This is a genomic window from Streptomyces auratus (genome assembly GCF_050433025.1).
Taxonomy (GTDB): domain Bacteria; phylum Actinomycetota; class Actinomycetes; order Streptomycetales; family Streptomycetaceae; genus Streptomyces; species Streptomyces sioyaensis.
Map to the genome: position 1 here is coordinate 2,009,066 of NZ_JBNGCB010000003.1, position 19,219 is coordinate 2,028,284.

Annotated in this window: 15 protein-coding genes and 2 pseudogenes; 9 read left to right on the plus strand and 8 right to left on the minus strand. The window is 71.2% G+C overall.

Features of this window, described 5'->3' with window-relative positions:
- Positions 1-4: 4 nt before the first annotated feature.
- From BKA18_RS28495 to corA, 4 genes are all read right to left on the minus strand, one after another.
- Entirely contained in the window at positions 5-1,861 is a 1,857-nt protein-coding gene (locus tag BKA18_RS28495) for a lasso peptide isopeptide bond-forming cyclase (protein ID WP_366046634.1), read from the minus strand.
- Positions 1,862-1,888: 27 nt separating this feature from the next.
- On the minus strand, positions 1,889-1,999 hold the full coding sequence (locus BKA18_RS28500; RefSeq protein ID WP_366046635.1) for a keywimysin-related RiPP: 111 nt from the start codon (positions 1,997-1,999) through the stop codon (positions 1,889-1,891).
- A 515-nt stretch (positions 2,000-2,514) separates the two neighbouring features.
- Positions 2,515-3,501 carry an NUDIX hydrolase gene (locus BKA18_RS28505; RefSeq protein ID WP_366046636.1) on the minus strand — a complete coding sequence of 329 codons (987 nt, stop codon included), beginning with the start codon at positions 3,499-3,501 and terminating at the stop codon, positions 2,515-2,517.
- 127 nt (positions 3,502-3,628) lie between these two features.
- Positions 3,629-4,786 (minus strand): magnesium/cobalt transporter CorA, encoded by a 1,158-nt coding sequence (corA, locus tag BKA18_RS28510; RefSeq protein WP_366046637.1) that lies wholly within the window; start codon positions 4,784-4,786, stop codon positions 3,629-3,631.
- Positions 4,787-5,006: 220 nt separating this feature from the next.
- On the opposite strand from corA, the gene BKA18_RS28515 reads away from it, so the two are divergent.
- The 7 genes from BKA18_RS28515 to BKA18_RS28545 all read left to right on the plus strand — a co-directional run bounded on the left by BKA18_RS28515 (position 5,007) and on the right by BKA18_RS28545 (position 12,898).
- Positions 5,007-5,396, plus strand: coding sequence for a cell division protein SepF (locus BKA18_RS28515; protein ID WP_006602537.1), 390 nt, complete (start codon positions 5,007-5,009; stop codon positions 5,394-5,396).
- 55 nt (positions 5,397-5,451) lie between these two features.
- Entirely contained in the window at positions 5,452-6,942 is a 1,491-nt protein-coding gene (locus BKA18_RS28520; RefSeq protein WP_366046638.1) for a biotin transporter BioY, read from the plus strand.
- Positions 6,939-7,301, plus strand: a complete 363-nt coding sequence (locus tag BKA18_RS28525; RefSeq protein ID WP_006602534.1) for a nucleotide pyrophosphohydrolase — start codon at positions 6,939-6,941, stop codon at positions 7,299-7,301. The genes BKA18_RS28520 and BKA18_RS28525 overlap by 4 nt, the downstream gene beginning before the upstream one ends.
- A 399-nt stretch (positions 7,302-7,700) precedes the next feature.
- Positions 7,701-8,156, plus strand: a complete 456-nt coding sequence (locus tag BKA18_RS28530; RefSeq protein WP_093485835.1) for a DUF6099 family protein — start codon at positions 7,701-7,703, stop codon at positions 8,154-8,156.
- A gap of 568 nt (positions 8,157-8,724) precedes the next feature.
- The gene (locus BKA18_RS28535; protein WP_006602532.1) at positions 8,725-9,960 is read left to right on the plus strand and encodes an arginine deiminase; all 1,236 of its coding nucleotides are present in this window, start codon (positions 8,725-8,727) and stop codon (positions 9,958-9,960) included.
- Between the two features lie 190 nt (positions 9,961-10,150).
- Positions 10,151-11,155, plus strand: coding sequence for an ornithine carbamoyltransferase (gene argF, locus BKA18_RS28540; protein WP_366045637.1), 1,005 nt, complete (start codon positions 10,151-10,153; stop codon positions 11,153-11,155).
- Between the two features lie 183 nt (positions 11,156-11,338).
- The gene (locus tag BKA18_RS28545) at positions 11,339-12,898 is read left to right on the plus strand and encodes an amino acid permease (protein WP_366045638.1); all 1,560 of its coding nucleotides are present in this window, start codon (positions 11,339-11,341) and stop codon (positions 12,896-12,898) included.
- Here the strand turns inward: BKA18_RS28545 and BKA18_RS28550 are convergent.
- Positions 12,867-12,974: pseudogene (locus tag BKA18_RS28550) on the minus strand (ATP-binding protein); the annotation flags it as partial. The gene BKA18_RS28545 and the pseudogene BKA18_RS28550 overlap by 32 nt on opposite strands.
- Positions 12,975-13,526: 552 nt before the next feature.
- Positions 13,527-13,778 (minus strand): annotated as a pseudogene (locus tag BKA18_RS28555) (ATP-binding protein); the annotation flags it as partial.
- Positions 13,779-14,076: 298 nt separating this feature from the next.
- On the opposite strand from BKA18_RS28555, the gene BKA18_RS28560 reads away from it, so the two are divergent.
- Both BKA18_RS28560 and BKA18_RS28565 read left to right on the plus strand, forming a co-directional pair.
- Positions 14,077-14,904, plus strand: coding sequence for an enoyl-CoA hydratase family protein (locus BKA18_RS28560; RefSeq protein WP_006602528.1), 828 nt, complete (start codon positions 14,077-14,079; stop codon positions 14,902-14,904).
- A gap of 2 nt (positions 14,905-14,906) precedes the next feature.
- Positions 14,907-17,228 carry a bifunctional salicylyl-CoA 5-hydroxylase/oxidoreductase gene (locus BKA18_RS28565; RefSeq protein ID WP_366045876.1) on the plus strand — a complete coding sequence of 774 codons (2,322 nt, stop codon included), beginning with the start codon at positions 14,907-14,909 and terminating at the stop codon, positions 17,226-17,228.
- 118 nt (positions 17,229-17,346) lie between these two features.
- Here the strand turns inward: BKA18_RS28565 and BKA18_RS28570 are convergent, their stop codons facing one another.
- Positions 17,347-18,324 carry a ScbA/BarX family gamma-butyrolactone biosynthesis protein gene (locus tag BKA18_RS28570; RefSeq protein WP_366045639.1) on the minus strand — a complete coding sequence of 326 codons (978 nt, stop codon included), beginning with the start codon at positions 18,322-18,324 and terminating at the stop codon, positions 17,347-17,349.
- 144 nt (positions 18,325-18,468) lie between these two features.
- Complete coding sequence (locus tag BKA18_RS28575; protein WP_366045640.1) at positions 18,469-19,086, minus strand: ScbR family autoregulator-binding transcription factor; 618 nt, start codon at positions 19,084-19,086, stop codon at positions 18,469-18,471.
- Between the last annotated feature and the right edge of the window lie 133 nt (positions 19,087-19,219).

Genomic DNA, 19,219 nt, shown 5'->3' on the forward strand with positions numbered 1-19,219 from the left:
GTGCCTAGCGGGCGGTGCGGGCCCGGTCCGGCGTGGCACGGGCGAGGCTGCGCAGCCACACTTCGCCGGCGATGGTCGAGTAGAGGATCGCGTCGCGCAGCCCGGGGGTGGCGGGCCGCTGGGCCAGCCGGCGCAGGGCCTCGCCGTCCACCAGGCCGAGCCGTTCCAGCCGTGAGTCCTCCCAGAGCGCCAGCAGGTCACCGCGGTGCTCGCGCAGCCCGTTGGACGCGTCCATGGACGCCGCGGCCTTGTTGGTACGCCCCAGACAGGACTCCGGCACGATGCCGCGCATGGCCGTGGTGAGAAGCGGCTTGTACCGCCAGGGCGTCACGCGCTCGCTCGGACGGACCGCCAGGCATGCCTCGATCACCCGGTCGTCGAAGAACGGCGACGCCATCGGCACCCCGGCCCTGGCCGCCATCCGGTCCCACTGCCGGATGATGCGCGTACAGGAGCGGATCTGTTCCAGGTCGGTGTGCAGGCCCCGGTCCGGATGCAGCGGTACGGCGGTCGCGGCCGCCTCCCGAAGTGCCCGTCGTACCAGCTGTTCGGCCTCGGGGGTGACCCAGTCGAACAGCCGTGGCGCCATGCCCCAGCCCAGACCGCTGCTGACGGACGCGGGCAGCGGTCCGCGCAGGCCGCGGCCGGCGTCCGCCAGCCATCTCCCGTACGGCCGGGAGTCGGCCAGCGCCCGGGTCATACCGCCGAGCGGCCACTGCCACAGCGCCCGGAACCCACGCAGCTGACGCACGGCGAACAACGGGCGCCTGCGCAGCAGGCGGTGGTAATACGCCTCGGAGCACCACGCCACGTGGTCACCGCCGATACCGGTCAGATGCAGCCGGCTGCCTCGCCCGGCCAGGCCCGGCAGGTGGTGCAGGACCCGTGAGCGGTCCATGACGCCGATGGTCGGCTCGTCCAGCAGGTCGTCGATGCCGAGGAGATCGTTGTAGACCAGTGGTGAATCGTCGGCGTTCCACACCACATGCTCGACCTGCGGCAGCGACCGGGCGGCCTGCGAGGCCCAGTACAGATCGGTGTCCGCCGGATCACGCCCCGGCCAGGTACTGGCCACCACCTTGGCGGGCGAGCGAGCGGCCAGAAAAGTGATGGAGGTGGAGTCCAGCCCGCCGGACAGATCGCAACTGACCACGCCGCCCTGCCGCGTACGGGCCTCGACGGCTTCGGTGAGTGCGGCCCGGACGAGGGGGGCTCCATCGGCGAGCGACCGGGTCGGCTCCGGCGGCGTCCACCAGCGCGAGTGCCGTACGGACCGCCCGTCCGCCGAGACGATCAGCGCGTCCTGCGGGGACACGGAGTCGACCTCCCGCCACAGCGGTGCTTCGAGCAACGGGTGCGGAACCGGCCACAGCAGCCTGACCGCGACTTGTTCCTCGTCCGGTTCGGCTCCGAGCGCGTCGGCGAGCACATCGGCGCTGGTGGCCGCCACTCGCACACCGCCGACGAGCGCGTGGAACACCAGCCGCAGACCGGACGCGGTGCCCTGCACCCGGAGCCGCCCGTCGAGTGCGGCCACCAGATGGAAGCTGCCGGGCAGGGTGCGTGCCAAGGCGTCGAGTTCCGAGAGATCCCTCAACCGGCCGAGCCGGCGCTCCAGTTCGGCGGCGTCGATCGGACGGCAGCCGATCAGGGCGAGGGCGTCCGTGCCGGCGCGAGCGGTCACGATGTCCTCGTCGTGCCAATGGCCCACCAGCCAGGGACGGCCGGAGGCGTACGTCAGGGTGCGGGTGTGCGGGCGGGCGAAGCAGCGGGCCACGGCGGCCGCGTCCGCACGGTCGGGAAAGACCGCGAAGTGCGCGTCGCCGGGGCCCGTGCCCGCACCTGGGTGCGTTTCAGTCATGGCTTCGATTCAGCGAGCCGTCGACCGTCAGTTCTTGCTCAGAATCAGCCGGTCGTTCCCGGAACTGTTCAGGAGCCCGGTCTTCTTCCGGAACGAACCCAGTCGGACGAGCGTCGGCGCTTCGTAAGTCTTCTTCATTGCCGTCTCCTTCGATGCGGATTCCGCCACCCTCCCCAGCCCGGCCACGAGCCGGCCGTCCGGCTCATGAACAGCTGCGCCCGGATTCATCGGAACCCGGATCAGGAGCTGCGGCGCGCCACCGAAGCTAGTTGCAGCCCATCAGCCCCTCGCAACCGAAGAACCAGAAATAGGGTTGTATGAATTGGCGTGCGACTCGTGCTCGAAATAAATCGATAGCTGCGCACCACTGAATCGCCAACTGCCGGACCTTCGTTGCGGCCCCGATGAGAAAAAACCTTTGGTCCTGTGCAGACATGGCGGTCGCCCTACCCGGCGCGCGGGGGCGCAGGAACGCGGAGTGGTCGCCGCCGGGCAGCGCCTGGCCTCACTCCCTGCACAACCAGTCCGCCGCCTTTCGCGCCGGGCGACGACGGATCGGCTCCATCGGTAAGGCGCAAGGCGATGACGGGGCCTGGGCTCCCGCAGGGACGTGCGGCGCTACGTCGGCGTGCACTCACCCGCGCCTGTATCGGTCATGACCAGCCCCTCTCGGTGTAGAGACGGCCAGACTGAATTCCCTCGATCGCTGCGCGGGTGTAGGGCACGATCGGCTCCGGAAGGGCTTCCGGACGCCACCAGCCCCAGCTGATGCACTTGTCGGGCTCGAGAATCTCCGGCACCCCCGTCCAGCGCCGAGCGCGGAAGACCATCTGCATGCGCGGCTGCATTCCCGGCGTATCGACGAGATGGACGGCGTGCACGAACTCCACGTCCTTCGGGTCGATCACCAGCCCGGCTTCTTCCCGGGCTTCGCGGATCAGGCAGGCGACGGCGGACTCCCGCTCGCAGTGGCCGGCCAGGAAATGCCACGTCGACCCCGCGTAGGCGGAGTCGGGGTGGCGCAGACCGAGCAGGACCTCGCCGTTGGCGTTCTCCAGGTAGAGATGGACGCCGATGACGTTGAGCACGGCATCCCCGGTCGAGACTGGTGCCGACGGCCCGCGCGGGTGCGGAGGTCGGCGGGCGTCGGCGCCCGCCAACGGTGGGGCGGCTCCGCACTGGCCGGAGGGGAGCATCTCGGCGTGGCGGCGAACCAGTTCGAGGGTCGCAGGGGCCATCCGCAGGCGCGGCATGACCTCGGGCCGGAACCAGTGCAGCATGACGCCCTCGGTCAGGTCCAAGGCGGCCGGGTCACCGGCCCAGTGGCCGACGAAGATCTGGATCGGAAGGGACGTGCCGTCGCTGCCCGAGGCCTCCTCCACTGCGAAGGGGGCGAGGTCAGGGATGTCGAGACCGGCCTCTTCCCACAGCTCCCGCCGGACCGTCTCCTCCAAAGACCGGTCGCCTGGTTCCCGTCCGCCCCCGAGCAGGGACCACGCTCCCGGCTCCCAGATACCGGGAATCTGGTCCCGCAGGTGCAGCAGGTACTCGCCGGCCCCGTTGTGGATCAGCGCTGAAGCGTTCGCCGGCCGGTGCTCGCGCGGCACAGCAGAGTCGAGCTGTGGGGTCTCCTCGTTCACTGGTACACCGTCCCGGGTTCGGAGTCGGATGCCGCGGACGCGGCCTGTTCCGTGGGCACAGCCGTCGGCGATATGCGCTCCTGCCGGAGTGCCCCAGACCGCGAGAGAGCCGCCTCCCCGCGGTCGCTCAGAGCCAGCCCCGCCGCTTGAAGACGACGTACAGGCCGGTGCAGACGATTGCCATAAGGACCACCGCGAACGGGTATCCGAATGCCCAGTGCAGTTCCGGCATGTTCCGGAAGTTCATGCCGTAGATCGTGCCGACGAGTGTCGGTGCGAAGAGGATGGCGGCCCAGGCCGAGATCTTTTTGATTTCCTCGTTCTGTTCGAAGCCGGCCTCGGCCAGCGCCCGCATTTCCGCGTTCTGCTGCTGGTTCACCAGGGTCGCGTTGACGGTGAGGATGTCCTGCAGCGCCTGCCGGAAGCCGTCCACGCGCTCGGTGGTGTGCAGGACGTGGTCGGCCACATCGCGTAGATAGCGGCGCAGTTCCTCGTCGATGGCGTACTTCTCGAAGCCCGCGGTCAGGTTCTCCAGCATGCCGTTCAGTGGGCGGGTGGCGCGCTGGAACTCCACGACCTCGCGGGAGAGTTCATAGATACGGCGGGAGACCCGGGGGTCGCCGTCGAAGACCTCGGTCTCGATCTCGTCGATGTCGTTCTGGACACCGGCGACGACTGGCGCATAGCCGTCGACGACGGCATCGAGGATGGCGTAGAGGACGGCTTCCGGGCCGCGCTTGAGGAGTTCGGGGGCGTCCTCCATGCGGCGGCGTACGGCGGAGAGGTCGGGGGCGCCGCCGTGCCGTACGGTGATCACGAAGTCGCGGCCGACGAAGACATGCAGCTCACCGAAGTCGACCTCCTCGGGATCGTCGAGATAGCGCGCGGCGCGCAGGACGACGAAGAGGGTGCCGCCGTAGCGTTCCAGCTTGGGCCGCTGATGGGCCTCCAGGGCGTCCTCGAGGGCGAGCGGGTGGAGGTCGAACTCCGAGGCCAGGGTGGTGAGTTCGGCGGGGGTGGGGCGGTGCAGGCCGATCCAGGCGAGGGTGCCGGGCGTGGCGCGCTGCTGCCGGAAGGTGTCGGCGAGCGTGTCATGGGTGCTGACGCGGTGTCCGTCGCGGTAGAGGGCGGCGTTGATGACGCGGCCGCCGGTTTCGGCCGACGGTTTCGGGGCGTCGGAGTCGTCCGGGGCGGCGGCGGGCGGGGGACCGGCGGGCCGCTTCTTCGCGGGTTTGCGCAGGCCGCGCAGGCCACGCAGCCGACGGCCGGGAGGCTCAGAGCTCACGACAGAACCGACCTCCGTCACAATGGGGATGAACAGGCACACAGAATCTCGACGCAGGATATCTGTCGCGGATGTCAGCACAGGTCAGGGGCCATGGTGCAGGATGGAACGGGACGTGACGCGGTGTGTGTCGCGTCCGCCGAGCTTTGTATGTTTATCTCTAGAATTGTGCGATGCAGATACCGCAGACAGCCAGCGCTCCCCCGGGTGAGGTGATTCGGTGAACGGCCCCGATGCCACCGACGAGCAGTGGGAAGGGCTCGCCGAGGTCGTCCCGCTCCGCAGCAGCAGTGAGTGGCCTTCCTGGCCCGACCACCGGGCCCTCCCGGAGGACGAACCGGCGGAGCAGCTGCGGCGTTTCATCGTCATCCGCGTCCAGACCTTCGCCGACGCCCGTGAGGTCGCCGAGTACTTGATGGCGCAGATCCCCGTCCTGCTGGACCTCAGTAGTGCCGATACCGATGTCGCCAAGCGCATCCTGGACTTCTCCAGCGGAGTCGTCTTCGGGCTGGGCAGCGGGATGCACCGCGTCGACACCAATGTCTTCCTGCTGGCACCCGTCGGCACCGAGGTCGAGGAAGAGGCGGCGGGCGCCATCCCCCGTTCGTAGGAAGAGCTGCTGGGCGTAACGGTTCTCCGCTCGGGGCGCTGCGTAACGTCCGCATATGAATTCCGACAGTGTGCGGCCGGCGGTCACCGAGTTACGGCTGTCCGCGTTCAAGATCCATCGCGGCGTCACCCTGCCGCTCGGCCCGCTGACACTGCTGAGCGGCGGGAGCGGCAGCGGCAAGTCCAGCGCGCTGCAGGCGTACGCGATTCTCGCCCGGCTCGGTAGCGGGGAGTCACTCGCGCGGGCGCTGGAGGAGGTGGCCGGCGGCCCGTCGGCATGTGTGCCGGTGGGGGCGCGCCCCGACGGGCAGGGGAGGCGTGGCTTCCGCATCGGATGTACGGTCGACGGCCCGGCCGGACCCGTCAGCCTCGATCTCGCGGTCCAGGCCGAGCCCGAACTGCGCATCGTCGGCGAGCGGTTGACCGGGGGCGGCGAGACCTTGCTGACCACCGCGCTCACCGACCCCACCCGCCCCGCGGTCCAGGCGGCCTGGCACACCGCGGGTGCGACCCCGGTGACCCGTGCCCCGCTACCCGACGACCGGCTCGGCACCTCCTTGCTGCCGCTGCGCGTCGCGGGCAAGACGGCGGGCCAGCGGCTGGTCCTGGCGGCCGCGGAACAGGTGGTGGTCGCGCTGCGGTCGGCGTTCGTGTGCGACCCGCGGCCGGAGGCCATGCGGGCCGTGGGGGCGGGCGGTGCGGAGGGCGGATGCGGTGCGGACGGTGGGGGTGCTGCGGGACGCGGGACCGGGGCCGGCGTACGGCGGAGTGGGCGTGGCGGGGCCGCGGGGGGCGCCGCAGGCAAGGCACCTGGGAAGCCGGGAGGGTCCGGCGGGGTGGGGACCGCAGGAGCCTGGGGAGCCCGGGGGCGCCGGGGGAGTGCGGGAAGTGGGGAGGCGGGCGGCTGGGGCCACGGCGCGCAGGAACAGTGCGACGAGGGGCGGCTGCGGTCCGCCTGCGACAACCTGCCCACGGTGCTGGCGCGTACCAGCCGGGAGTGTGCGCGGCGGCATGCGGTGCTGGTGGCGGCGGTACGGGAGGCCTGCGCCGGACCCGTCGAGGGACTGCATACGGTGCCGCTCCGGCCGGGCGGAGCGGGGGAGGGCGACGCCGGTGCGGCCGTCGCCGGTGCGGGGGTGGGCCGCGGTGACGGCGCGGGCGGCGGCTCGTCGGGTGCGCAGGCCGTGCCCGGGGCCGGGGGCGCGGAGGGCGTCCGGGCCGTCCTCGACAGGGGGGAGCTGGGGGAACTTCCCGTCGAGCAGCTCGGCGACGGTGAGCTGCGGTTTCTCGCGCTGGCGCTGGTGCTGCTCACCGGGCCGGACGTGCTGGCGATGGACCCGGTCGGGGAGGTCCCGTCGGCCCATCAGCAGATGACGGTGCTGGCGGACGGGATGGACCGCTGCATGGACCTCAGGCAGGCCCGTGAGCTGGTGTCGTTGGCCGTGCGGATGACCGAGCGCGGGCATGTGCGGCTGCTGGGGACGGTGCGGGACCCGTCGGTCGCCGACGGACTGCCCGGCGTGCAGGTGCTACACCTGGGGGTATGAGTGAAGATCTTCATGCGCTGCAGCGACGGCTCGCCGAGTTCGCGGCCGCGCGGGACTGGCAGCAGTACCACACCCCCAAGAACCTGGCTGCGGCGCTGAGTGTCGAGGCCGCGGAACTCGTCGAGATCTTCCAGTGGTTGACGCCGGAGGAGTCGGCGACGGTGATGTCGGATCCGCGGAAGGCCGGCCGGGTCGAGGACGAGGTCGCGGACGTGCTGGCCTATCTGCTGCAGTTCTGTGAGGCGTTGGGGATCGACGCCCTGACGGCGCTCGCAGCGAAGATCGACCGCAATGAGACGCGCTTTCCGGCGGTCCGTTCGGCACGACCGGACCGGCCGCGGGAGGGTGGGGAGGAGTAGGGCCGGCCGGGTCGGGTCGTAGCGGGGCGGGGGCCGGCGGGGCGGGGGCGTCGGCCCCCGCCCCGCCGTGTGGGGAGGCCCGCTCGCGGGCTCGCACCGCACTCTTCGGTGTCCGCTCCGGGGTCTTCTGCGCCGGCCCCAGATGTTCACTTGGGCGCTCACTCCGGGCGTCCTGTGTGGCGTGTGCCGGTGGTGTGAGGGGCGAGGAGGCTGTGGCGTGCGGGGAAGACGCGCGTACGAGCCGCCCTTTCATCACTCTATGGAGTCATAGATCTTTCCACATCGCCTTGGTTGTCCACAGATTTGCGAATTCCCCTGGCTTTTTTGGGTGTTCACCCTCACTCTGGGTAGTGAGAAGAGTGCAGGGTGCATGCGATTGATGAGGAGAGGAGGGAGCGGATGGACGCAGTGCGGATCATCGCGGCGAGTCGGCGCGGTGTGGCGGAGGCGAACACGATCCAGGGAGTGATCGTCGAGGCATGGCAGGCGCAAGCCCTGGCAGAGGCGATAGGCAGCCATCTCGCGATATTCGGTCCGTACGAAGTGCGGTCCAGGGCCCGGGGATTAGGCGATGCGGGCGGGCGGTTCAGCGGGGGACTGCTGTGCCCGGCATCGGTCACCGGTGGGCTGCGGGCGGGTCAGCTGTCCGAAGTGCGCGACGTCAAGGAGGCGTTGACCGGCCTGTGCCGATTGTTGCGGGAGGTGTGTGAAGCGCTGGTGGCCGTGGTGCTGCTGGCGGACGAGGACGGAATGTACTGGACGTGTGTCGAGGCGATGGACACCGTCGACGAATCAAGAGACCGCGTCGCCGGAATACTGGAGAAGCTGGAGGTGCGCGACCGCAACCCTGCCTGAGGTGGGACGGCCCCACCGCGACCGCGTCCACGCGGAAGGAACACCCCGAGCGGTACGCCACCGCCCCGGGGCCGGGAGTGCTCACGCCCGATACGCCACGGCCCGCCCGCCGTCGTACACGGCCCGCCCGCCGTCGCAACTGCTTCCCCGCCGGCCCCACGCCGTCGCGAGGAAGGCAAGCGCCTTCCTCACCCGGGACGGCATCGTGCTCTGCGGCAACCCCGCCGCGTCCCTGATCTGCGCCTTCGAGCACGACAGCGCCCGATGTGAACCAGAGCCCGGGGCGACGTGTCCCGAGGCAGTACGAATGCCGACCCGGCTGCGGCAACACGGTCCGCGCCGACACCCACGCTCGGCTTCTCCGTGAACGTGCCGACGAACTCGACCAGTCCGCCGCCCACGCTCCGGCCCGGTCAACAAGCGCCTGCGGGCCAACACCAACCGGCCCGCGCCTGGCCCGCGCCTGGCCCGCGCCTGGCCCGTGCCTGGCCCCCGCCCGGGCCGACCCAACCGATCCGACATCCCCCGACTCCCTCCGCAAAACCGTCGGAGCGGCCAAGATGGGTGGATGGGATTCCAAGTCGACTCCGAGGCCGGGCGGCTGCGCCGGGTCATCCTGCATCGCCCCGATCTGGAGCTGAAGCGGCTCACGCCCTCGAACAAGGACGCCTTGCTCTTCGACGACGTGCTGTGGGTGCGCCGGGCGCGGGCCGAGCACGACGGGTTCGCCGATGTGCTCCGGGACCGTGGGGTGGAGGTCCACCTCTTCGGGGATCTGCTGGCCGAGAGCATGCAGATTCCCGAGGCGCGGCAGCTGGTCCTCGACCGGGTCTTCGACGAGAAGGAATACGGGCCGCTGGCCACCGACCATCTGCGGGCGGCCTTCGACGAGCTTCCGGTCCCGGAGCTGGTCGAGGCGCTGGTCGGCGGCATGACCAAGCGCGAGTTCCTGGAACGCCACCCCGAGCCGACCTCGGTGCGCTTCCATGTGATGGATCTGGACGACTTCCTGCTGGGGCCGCTGCCCAACCACCTCTTCACCCGCGACACCTCCGCCTGGATCTACGACGGGGTGTCGATCAACTCCATGCGCTGGCCGGCCAGGCAGCGCGAGACCATGCATTACGAGGCGATCTACCGGCACCACCCGCTCTTCCGCGGCGAGGACTTCCATGTCTGGTCGGAGGGCCAGGCGGACTTCCCCTCGACGATCGAGGGCGGGGACGTCCTGGTGCTGGGCAGTGGCGCCGTACTCATCGGGATGAGCGAACGCACCACGCCGCAGGCCGTGGAGCTGCTTGCGCGGGGGCTGTTCGCAGCGGGTTCCGCCCGCACGATCGTGGCGCTGGACATGCCCAAGCGGCGGGCGTTCATGCATCTGGACACCGTCATGACCATGATCGACGGGGATACCTTCACCCAGTACGAGGGCCTGGGCATGCTCCGCTCGTACACCATCGAGCCGGGGTCGGGCGATCAGGACCTCAAGGTCACCGACCATCCGCCGGAGCACATGCACCGCGCCATAGCGGCGTCGCTGGGCCTGTCCGACATCCGGGTGCTGACCGCGACCCAGGACGTGCACTCGGCCGAACGTGAGCAGTGGGACGACGGCTGCAATGTGCTGGCGGTGGAGCCGGGCGTGGTGGTGGCGTACGAGCGGAACGTCACCACCAACACCTTCCTCCGCAAGCGCGGTATCGAGGTGATCACGATCCCGGGGAGCGAGCTCGGACGCGGACGCGGCGGGCCGCGCTGTATGAGTTGTCCGGTGGCGAGGGACGCGGTGACGGGGGCAGCCTGAGGATGCCCCGCACCCTTCGGGGCGGGGCCGGATCCCTCCTCGGCCAGGGGCTCCGTACTCCAGCCAGGGGCTCCGTGCTCCGGTGCCGCACCCCGCGGCCGCGCCGGGGGCTCCGTATAGAGATACATGTGTTCGTATACACTTCCACTATTCGAGTCCGTCCCGACCGTCGCGAATCAGGAGCCCACCCATGGCGATAGACCTCAGGGGCCGCCATTTCCTCAAGGAGCTGGACTTCAGCGCCGAGGAATTCCGCCGACTGACCGAGCTGGCGGCCGAGCTGAAAGCGGCCAAGCGCGCCGGCACCGAGGTCCCCCGCCTCCGGGGCCGGAACATCGCCCTGATCTTCGAGAAGACCTCGACCCGGACCCGCTGCTCCTTCGAGGTCGCGGCGGCGGACCAGGGCGCCTCGACCACCTACCTCGACCCGTCCGGCTCGCAGATCGGGCACAAGGAGTCGGTGAAGGACACCGCCCGGGTCCTGGGCCGGATGTTTGACGGCATCGAGTTCCGCGGCAGCCGGCAGTCCGACGTCGAGGAGCTGGCGGCCCACGCCGGGGTGCCCGTCTTCAACGGGCTGACCGACGAATGGCACCCCACGCAGATGCTCGCCGACGTGCTGACCATGGTCGAGCACGGTAAGGGGCGCCCTCTGGAGGAGACCGCCTTCGCCTACCTCGGCGACGCCCGGAACAACATGGGCAACTCCTACCTCGTCACCGGCGCCCTGCTCGGCATGGACGTGCGGATCGTGGCGCCGAAGCAGCTGTGGCCCGAGGAGTCGGTCGTCGCGCAGGCGCGCGCGCTCGCCGGGAGCAGCGGCGCCCGCCTCACGCTGACCGACGACGTCGCCGAGGGCCTGCGCGGTGCGGACTTCGTGACGACCGATGTCTGGGTCTCCATGGGTGAGCCCAAGGAGGTGTGGGACGAGCGGATCGCGCAGCTCGTCCCGTACGCGGTCACGATGGACGTGCTGCGCGCCACCGGCAAGCCGGACGTGAAGTTCCTGCACTGTCTGCCCGCGTACCACGACCTGGGCACCGCGCTCGGCCGGGAGATCCACGCCCGGCACGGACTGTCGTCGCTGGAGGTCACCGACGAGGTCTTCGAGTCCGCGCACTCCGTCGTCTTCGACGAGGCGGAGAACCGGATGCACACGATCAAGGCGGTGCTGGTCGCGACGCTCGCCGGCTAGCGCTACGGGGTGCCCGCGCGGCACCTCAGGTGCGGCGCAGCCATCCGCCGCGACAGGCGATCATGCAGGTCAAGCGGTTACCATCGAGCCGCTCGCGGGGTTCGGACCCACCGGTCCGGACCCCGCTTCGTGTGTGGCCCACCCGCGCCGCGCGCACCGCACCACCAGAGAGAGAACCACCCCATGCGCCCGCCCGTCTCCTGCCGCCGTCCCTCGGAGGCGCTGCGCGCCGCACCTCCCGCGGCCCTGTCCGGACCGCGGATCAAGTCCCCCGACCTGCTCATCGCCGAATCGGGTGCGGACCTCGAAGGCCACGGCCTGCGCCGCAGCATGGGGCTCTTCCAGCTCATCTGCTTCGGCATCGGCGCGATCGTCGGCACCGGCATCTTCGTCGGCCTGTCCGACACCGTCGCGAAGGCCGGTCCCGCCGTCCTCGTCTCCTTCGTGCTGGCGGCCGTCACCTGCGTCTTCACCGCCTTCTCCTTCGCCGAGCTGGGCGGCGCGATACCGGTGTCCGGCAGCTCGTACTCCTACGCCTACGCCACCCTCGGCGAGCGCACCGCCTTCCTCGTCGGCTGGTGTCTGCTGCTCGAATACGGGATCTCGGTCTCGGCGGTCGCCGTCGGCTGGGGCCAGTACCTCAACGAGCTGCTCGGCAGCCTGACCGGCTGGCAGCTGCCCGCCGCGCTCTCCAACCCGCCCGGTGACGGCGGCCTCGTCAACGTCCCGGCCGTCGTCGTGCTGCTGCTCGCCGCCCTGCTGCTGGTCCGCGGCATCCGCGAGAGCGCCCGGGCGACCGCCGCGATGGCCGTCCTGAAGCTCGCGATCCTGGTCCTGTTCTGCGCGATCGGGCTCAGCGCCTTCCGGGCCGGCAACCTTTCGCCGTTCGCCCCGGAGGGCGTCGCCGGCATCACCTCCGGCGCCTCGGTCGCCTTCTTCTCCTACATCGGCTTCGACGCGATCACCACGGCCGGTGAGGAGGTCAAGAACCCGCGGCGCAACATCCCGGTCGCGATCATGGTCTGCATCGGTGTGGTCACCGTCCTGTACTGCCTGGTCGCGGCCGCCGCCATCGGTGCGCTCTCCGCCGACGACGACGTCGCCGGCCGGCCCGCCGCGCTGTCGCTGATCGTCAACCGCGTCACCCACTCGACCCTCGGTGGCGGGGTGATCGCCTTCGGCGCCGTCGTCGCCATCGCCTCGGTCGTCCTCGCGGTCATGTACGGCCAGACCCGCATCCTGATGTCGATGTCGCGGGACGGGCTGGTCCCGCGGGTCTTCGAGCGGGTCTCTCCCCGGACGTCCACCCCCGTCGCCAACACCTGGATCGTCATGGCGGTCTTCGCCGTGCCGGCCGCGGTCGTGCCGCTGGACGCGGTGATGAATCTGTCGACCATCGGGACGCTGGCCGTCATGGTGGCGGTCAACCTCAGCGTGATGGTGCTGCGCCGCACCCGCCCCGATCTGCCGCGCCGCTTCCGCGTGCCGCTCTTCCCGGTCAGCCCGCTCCTGGGCATCGCCTTCTGTCTGTATCTGAGCTACGGCACCGGTCCGGCGACCTGGCTCCAGTTCGCCGGTTTCCTGGTGGCCGGGGCGCTGGTCTATGCGTGCTACGGGCGGCGCCGTTCGCGGCTCGGGCAGGCAGTCGAGGAACAGGCGGCTCAGGAACCGACGGCCCAGGAACCGGCGGACGGGGCCGGTAGCGGCCTCACTACCGGCGGCGCGGCACCTCGGGAAGGGTGAACCAGACGGCCTTGCCGCGCGGCGTCCGGCGGCAGCCCGCGTCGGAGCTCAGCGAACGGAGCAGCAGCAGGCCACGGTGCTGGTGGTCGTGGCCGTGCGGGCCCAGGCCGGTGGCTTCGGCGGCATAAGCGGCATCGACGGCGTCGGCGGCCTGGATGATCGGGGGGCCGGGGGCGGCCAGAGGGGCCGGGGCCCGGGTGCCCGTGCCCGCCTCGGTGCCGCCTGCCTCCGCGCTCTCCCCGGCGTCGCCGTCCTCGTCCCCGCCGCTGCGCCCGGCGTCATCCGCCGGCGCGACGCCCCCCGTACGCTGCGCCGGAAGCCGGTCATCGGCCGCCCGGTGACCCTCCGCCTGGCGACCCTCGGCCGTACGCGCCCCGCCCGCCGCAGGGACCCCGTCCACCGCGTGCGCCGCAGGGACCCCGTCCAGCGCATCCACCGCAGGCACCTCGTCCCCCGAGGGGGCCCCCTCTCCCGTAGCGTCCCCCTCCGCCGTGGCGCTCCCCGCCGCCAGCCCCAGCCCCGGCCCTGGCCCTGGCCCTGGCCCCGAAGCATCGGGCGCCGCCACCAACACCGCACCTCCCGGCCCGGACAGCGGGCACGGATCGTCGAGCAGCACGTCGATGACCAGCGGATCGTCGTCGTGCACCTCGATCAGGCAGCCCGTCGGCCGCGACTCCACCACCAGCTCGATGGGCTCCCTACCGGAGGTGTGCTGGAGGGCGTTGCTCACCAGCTCGGACGTCAGCAACTGCGCGGTGGGCCGGTCGGCCGCCACCCGCAGGTCCTGGAGCGCGGCCCGGACCATCGCGCGGGCGATGGGGACGGCCGTCACGCCACGCGGCAGCGCGATGTGCCAGGTCGGGGTCGCGGGTTCCAGCATGTGCCGTCGATCCGTTCGCAGAAGCCAGGCCGGCCGTTCGAGGCCGGTTCGGTCGGATCCAGCGTAGGAAGCGCGGGGCGCCGGGATCAGGGGCGTGTGGCCGGGTCGCACATGACCTACGTCATGCGGAGGCCGGGACCTTCGGCACCCTCGCCCGGTCGTCCGGAGGGCGGGGAATCGCCACCGGCGGCGCGCGCATATCGCGTTCTCGTGACGATAGTCATGAAGGGGTGATAACTTCGAGGAGCATCCGGAACAGCATCCACCGGCCGACCGGCCAAAGGGGGCAGGCAGCCCGATGAGCCCGTTCGCAGGATCCGCCCGCAGCACAGAGCCCTGGCAGCACATCCGCGTGACCAGGAAGGACGGGATCGCCACCGTCACCCTCGCGCGCCCGGACAAGCTCAATGCCCTCACCTTCGAGGCCTACGCCGACCTCCGCGATCTGCTCGCGGAACTCTCCCGGGAGCGCTCGGTGCGCGCCCTCGTGCTCGCGGGGGAGGGGCGCGGTTTCTGCTCCGGCGGCGACGTCGAGGAGATCATCGGCGCCACCCTGGGCATGGACACCGCGCAGCTGCTGGACTTCAACCGGATGACCGGGCAGGTCGTCAGGGCGCTGCGGGAGTGTCCGTTCCCGGTGATCGCGGCCGTGCACGGGGTCGCGGCCGGGGCCGGTGCGGTGCTGGCGCTGGCCGCGGACTTCCGCGTCGCCGATCCCTCCGCCCGCTTCGCCTTCCTCTTCACCCGGGTCGGGCTGTCCGGGGGTGACATGGGCGCGGCCTATCTCCTGCCGCGCGTCATCGGCCTCGGTCATGCCACCCGGCTGCTGATGCTCGGCGACCCCGTCCGGGCCCCGGAGGCCGAACGCCTCGGGCTGATCAGTGAGCTGGCCGAGGAGGGGCGGGCCGACGAGGCCGCCGCGGCGCTCGCCAAGCGGCTCGCCGAGGGGCCCGCGCTGGCCCACGCCCAGACCAAGGCGCTGCTCACCGCGGAGCTCGACATGCCGCTGGCCGCCGCCGTCGAGATGGACGCCGCCACCCAGGCGCTGCTGATGAACAGCGACGACTACGCGGAATTCCACGCCGCTTTCACGGAGAAGCGGACGCCCAAATGGCAGGGGAAGTAGCCATGCGGGTCGCCGTCATCGGCGGGGGGCCGGGCGGGCTCTACGCCGCGGCCCTGCTCAAGCGCCTCGACCCCACCCGCGAGATCACCGTATGGGAGCGCAACGCACCCGAGGACACCTTCGGATTCGGCGTGGTGCTCTCCGACGAGACCCTCGGCGGCATCGAGCACGCCGACCCGGAGGTCTACCGCGCGCTCCAGGCGGAGTTCGTCCGCTGGGACGACATCGACATCGTGCACCGGGGCCGCACCCTGACCTCCGGAGGGCACGGCTTCGCGGCGCTCGGCCGGCGCCGGCTGCTGGCTCTGCTCCACCAGCGCTGCCGTGACCTCGGCATCGAGCTGCGCTTTCGTACCGAGGCCCCGCCCGCCGCCGAACTGGCGCGCACCTACGACCTGGTGATCGCCGCCGACGGGGTGCACAGCGCGACCCGCACCGCGCACGCCGACATCTTCGGCCCGCAGCTGACCACCCACCGCTGCCGCTACATCTGGCTCGCCGCCGACTTCGCCCTCGACGCCTTCCGCTTCGAGATCGCGCAGACCGAGCACGGCGTCGCACAGCTCCACGCCTATCCCTACGCCCGCCCGTCGTCCGGCCACCCCGCAACGAGCCCCTCCGGGGAGCACCCCGACGGCGCCAGCACCGTCATCGTCGAGATGCGCGAGGAGGTCTGGCGGGCGGCCGGACTCGACCGCTGCGACGAGCGCGAGTCGGCGCAGTGGTGCGCCAAGGTCTTCGCGGACGCGCTGCGCGGCCGGTCGCTGCGCGCCAACAACTCCAGCTGGATCGCCTTTCGCACCGTCGTCAACGCGCGCTGGTCCCACGGCAATACGGTGCTGCTCGGCGACGCCGCGCACACCGCGCACTTCTCCATCGGCTCCGGCACCAAGCTCGCCGTCGAGGACGCCCTGGCGCTGGCCGCCTGCCTCCAGGAGCAGCCCGACACCGCCTCCGCGCTGGCCGCCTACGAGGAGGAGCGCCGCCCCGTCGTCGCCTCCACCCAGCGTGCCGCCCGCGCCAGCCTCGCCTGGTTCGAGGAGCTGGCCACCTACCTCGACCAGCCGCCCCACCAGTTCGCCTTCAACCTCCTCACCCGCAGCCGCCGGGTCACCCACGACAACCTGCGGCTGCGCGACCCCGGATTCGTCACGGCCGTCGAGCGCGAGGCGGGCATCGAATCCGCCACGCCCCCCATGTTCACCCCGTTCCGGCTGGGCGGGCTGACCCTGCGCAACCGGGTCGTGGTCTCCCCGATGGACATGTACTCCGCGGTGGACGGCGCGGGCACCCCCGGCGACTTCCACCTCGTCCACCTCGGCGCCCGCGCGCTGGGCGGCGCCGGGCTGGTGATGACGGAGATGGTGTGCGTCAGCCCGGAGGGACGGATCACCCCCGGCTGTACGGGACTGTACGCACCGGGCCATGAGACCGCCTGGCGCCGGGTCACCGACTTCGTCCACACCTCCGCGCCCGGCACCGCCATCGGCGTCCAGCTCGGGCACTCCGGCCGCAAGGGCTCGACCCGGCTGATGTGGGACGGCATCGACCAGCCGCTCCCGGAGGGCAACTGGCCCCTCGTGGCGGCCTCCCCGCTTCCCTACCGCGCCGGCGTCAACCAGCTCCCGCACGCCCTGACCGAGCCCGAACTCGCCACCGTGCGCGAACAGTTCGTCCGCTCCGCCGAGTCCGCCGCCCGCGCCGGCTTCGATCTGCTCGAACTCCACTGCGCACACGGCTATCTGCTCTCCGGCTTCCTCTCCCCGCTCACCAACCGGCGCACCGACGCCTACGGCGGCGACGTGCATGCCCGGCTGCGCTTCCCGCTGGAGGTCTTCGACGCGGTCCGCGCCGTCTGGCCGGCCGGACGTCCGATGACCGTGCGGATCTCCGCGACCGACTGGGCGGACGGCGGCACCACGGTCCGGGACGCGGTGGCCATCGCCGAGGCCTTCGCACGGCACGGCGCGGACGCCATCGATGTGTCCACCGGGCAGGTGGTCTCCGACGAGCGCCCCGACTTCGGCCGCTCCTACCAGACCCCGTTCGCCGACCGCATCCGCAACACCCTCGGTGTGCCGGTCATCGCGGTCGGCGCGATCTCCTCCTGGGACGACGTCAACTCCCTGGTGCTGGCCGGCCGCGCGGACCTGTGCGCGCTGGCCCGACCGCATCTGTACGACCCGCACTGGACGCTGCACGCCGCCGCGGAGCAGGGGTACGCGGGGCCGGGAGCGCCCTGGCCGCTGCCGTACCAGGCGGGCAACCGCCCCCCGCCCACCGGACGCACCGACGCGCCGAAGCCCCGCCTCACACTGCGGTGACGGGGGAGGCACGGGCAGTGCGGGGCGGGGCCGTACGGGGGCCGGCCCGGCAGGGCGCCGGGCGGGCGGCGAAGAGGCGTGTGGTGGCCGGCGGCCGGCGGGCCGGCGCAGCGGCCGGTCAGGACATCGGCACGCTGGTGATCTGCGCGGAGACGACGGGCTTGTCGTGCTGTTCGACGGTGACCGTGAGCTGCCGGCTGCCGTCGTCGGACCGGTCGGTGGTCCGCGCCTGTACCCAGGACGGTGCGTCGAGTTCGGCATAGCGCGCGAACGAGCACTCCATGGAGACCGGGAGGGTGAAGCCGGGGGCGGACGCCTGCGCGGCCTGCCGGGCGGCCTCGATCATCAGCATGCCGGGCGTGTGGTCGACGGGGTGGTCGAAGAGCACCGGGTGCGAGGTGTCCACCCGCAGTTGCCAGCGGTCGGGGCGGTCCGTGGGGGAGAGCGCCACATCGCGGTCGTGGTCCCGGGCGACCAGCTGCGGGGGAACGGCCTCGGGAACCGGCAGCTTGCGGGAGTTGGCGAGGGCGAGATCGCAGTATTCGCCGCGGAGCCGGCGGTAGACCGCCGGGCTGTGACAGGAGTAGTCGAGCGCCGCCGTGGCCAGTTCGGCGCCGTCGCGCACGATCCGGAACTCCTGGCGGGCGCTGGCCAGCCGCTTGCCGCGGTGGACCATGTCGTGGTCGGTGATGTGCAGTTCGAGCTCGGCGGGCCGGTCGGTGGTGCGCAGCGCCTCCGGTAAGAGGTCGTAGCGGACCCGCTGCCAGATGATCGGGTGGTCCAGGGGCACGCCGTGGGCGACGTGGCTGAGTAATATCCCGGCCTGCCGCATGCTCTCTATCAGCAGAAGCGGGTCGTGCAGCCCGTGGACCGGACCGTAGAAGGTGTGGGCGCGCGGCCACTGCGCGCTGACCACCCAGCTGTCGGCGTCGCCCTGACGCCAGTTGGTCAGGAACACCTCGGAGACGGCGGTGCGGTGCACATACTCCCGCGGCACCGTCGTGGTGAGCGCGGACGGTCGGATTCCGTTGGCGTCCTCGCCTCCGTTGTCGTGGCGCTCATCGCGCAAGTACGGCGTGAGCGTGGCGCTGGCCATAGGTGTTCCTTTCTGAGGTGCGGCTCTTCGCGCCCTGCCGGGCTGAGCCGTGGTGACCGTTCGGCGGCACTAAGATACGGACCATGTGGTTTGTTTTCCAGTGCCGAACGGGCCCCGGCTTCGTCGGGGCGGTGAACGGTGGTGTCAGACCGGGACCTTCACGCACCGGCCGTGCGGATCCAGGTGGCTCAGCGCGCCGGGCGACGCCAGACCCGGGAGGGTGTGCTTCCACAGAGCCGTGACGCGCTCCGGGAGATCGGCGCGGTTGGTCGCGGCCCGCGAGAACAACTGCACGCCCATGTAGGCGGCGACGAAGAACTCGGCCGCCCGGTCCGGTGCCACGCCGGGCAGTAATTCCCCGTTGTCGCGGGCCTCGGTGAACATCGTGGTGATGATGTCGGTCCAGGCCTGGTACGGCACGAGCGGGTTCTCGCTGAACGTCGTCTCCACCGCGATACGGGTGCCGGCCTGCAGCAAAGGATCGCTGCGCAGGGCCAGCGCCACATGGTGGGTGAAGTCGATGGCGTCCTGCAGCCGGGATTCGCTGACTTGCGGCAAAAACGGATCGGTCTGCTCCGTGATGACCGCCCGGGCCAGCGCGTCCTTGGACGTGAAATGGAAGTACACGGCGCCTTTGGTGACCCCGGCGCGCTGGATGATCTCTGCCATCGTGGCGGCCTGGTACCCGCGGGTGCCGATGACATGAGCCGCCGCTTCGAGGACGGCCCGTCGGGTGCGCACTGCGCGTTCCTGCTTGACCACCGATCATCCTCCGTATGCTCTCTTGGAGTTGTTGTGCCTGAGTGCGACCCGCCGCCCGTGGCCGCGCAGTCTATTTCCGCATCATAAAGAAGCCAACCATGCGGTATTGATTCGCGCCCGCGACGGTGGCGCG

Coding starts and splice junctions, on each gene's coding strand:
- BKA18_RS28525 (WP_006602534.1), top strand. CDS start 6,939: ATGAGTGAAGATCTTCATGCGCTGCAGCGACGGCTCGCCGAGTTCGCG.
- BKA18_RS28520 (WP_366046638.1), top strand. CDS start 5,452: ATGAATTCCGACAGTGTGCGGCCGGCGGTCACCGAGTTACGGCTGTCC.
- BKA18_RS28545 (WP_366045638.1), top strand. CDS start 11,339: ATGCGCCCGCCCGTCTCCTGCCGCCGTCCCTCGGAGGCGCTGCGCGCC.
- BKA18_RS28560 (WP_006602528.1), top strand. CDS start 14,077: ATGAGCCCGTTCGCAGGATCCGCCCGCAGCACAGAGCCCTGGCAGCAC.
- BKA18_RS28535 (WP_006602532.1), top strand. CDS start 8,725: ATGGGATTCCAAGTCGACTCCGAGGCCGGGCGGCTGCGCCGGGTCATC.
- BKA18_RS28530 (WP_093485835.1), top strand. CDS start 7,701: ATGGACGCAGTGCGGATCATCGCGGCGAGTCGGCGCGGTGTGGCGGAG.
- BKA18_RS28495 (WP_366046634.1), bottom strand. CDS start 1,861: ATGACTGAAACGCACCCAGGTGCGGGCACGGGCCCCGGCGACGCGCAC.
- argF (WP_366045637.1), top strand. CDS start 10,151: ATGGCGATAGACCTCAGGGGCCGCCATTTCCTCAAGGAGCTGGACTTC.
- BKA18_RS28570 (WP_366045639.1), bottom strand. CDS start 18,324: ATGGCCAGCGCCACGCTCACGCCGTACTTGCGCGATGAGCGCCACGAC.
- BKA18_RS28565 (WP_366045876.1), top strand. CDS start 14,907: ATGCGGGTCGCCGTCATCGGCGGGGGGCCGGGCGGGCTCTACGCCGCG.
- BKA18_RS28500 (WP_366046635.1), bottom strand. CDS start 1,999: ATGAAGAAGACTTACGAAGCGCCGACGCTCGTCCGACTGGGTTCGTTC.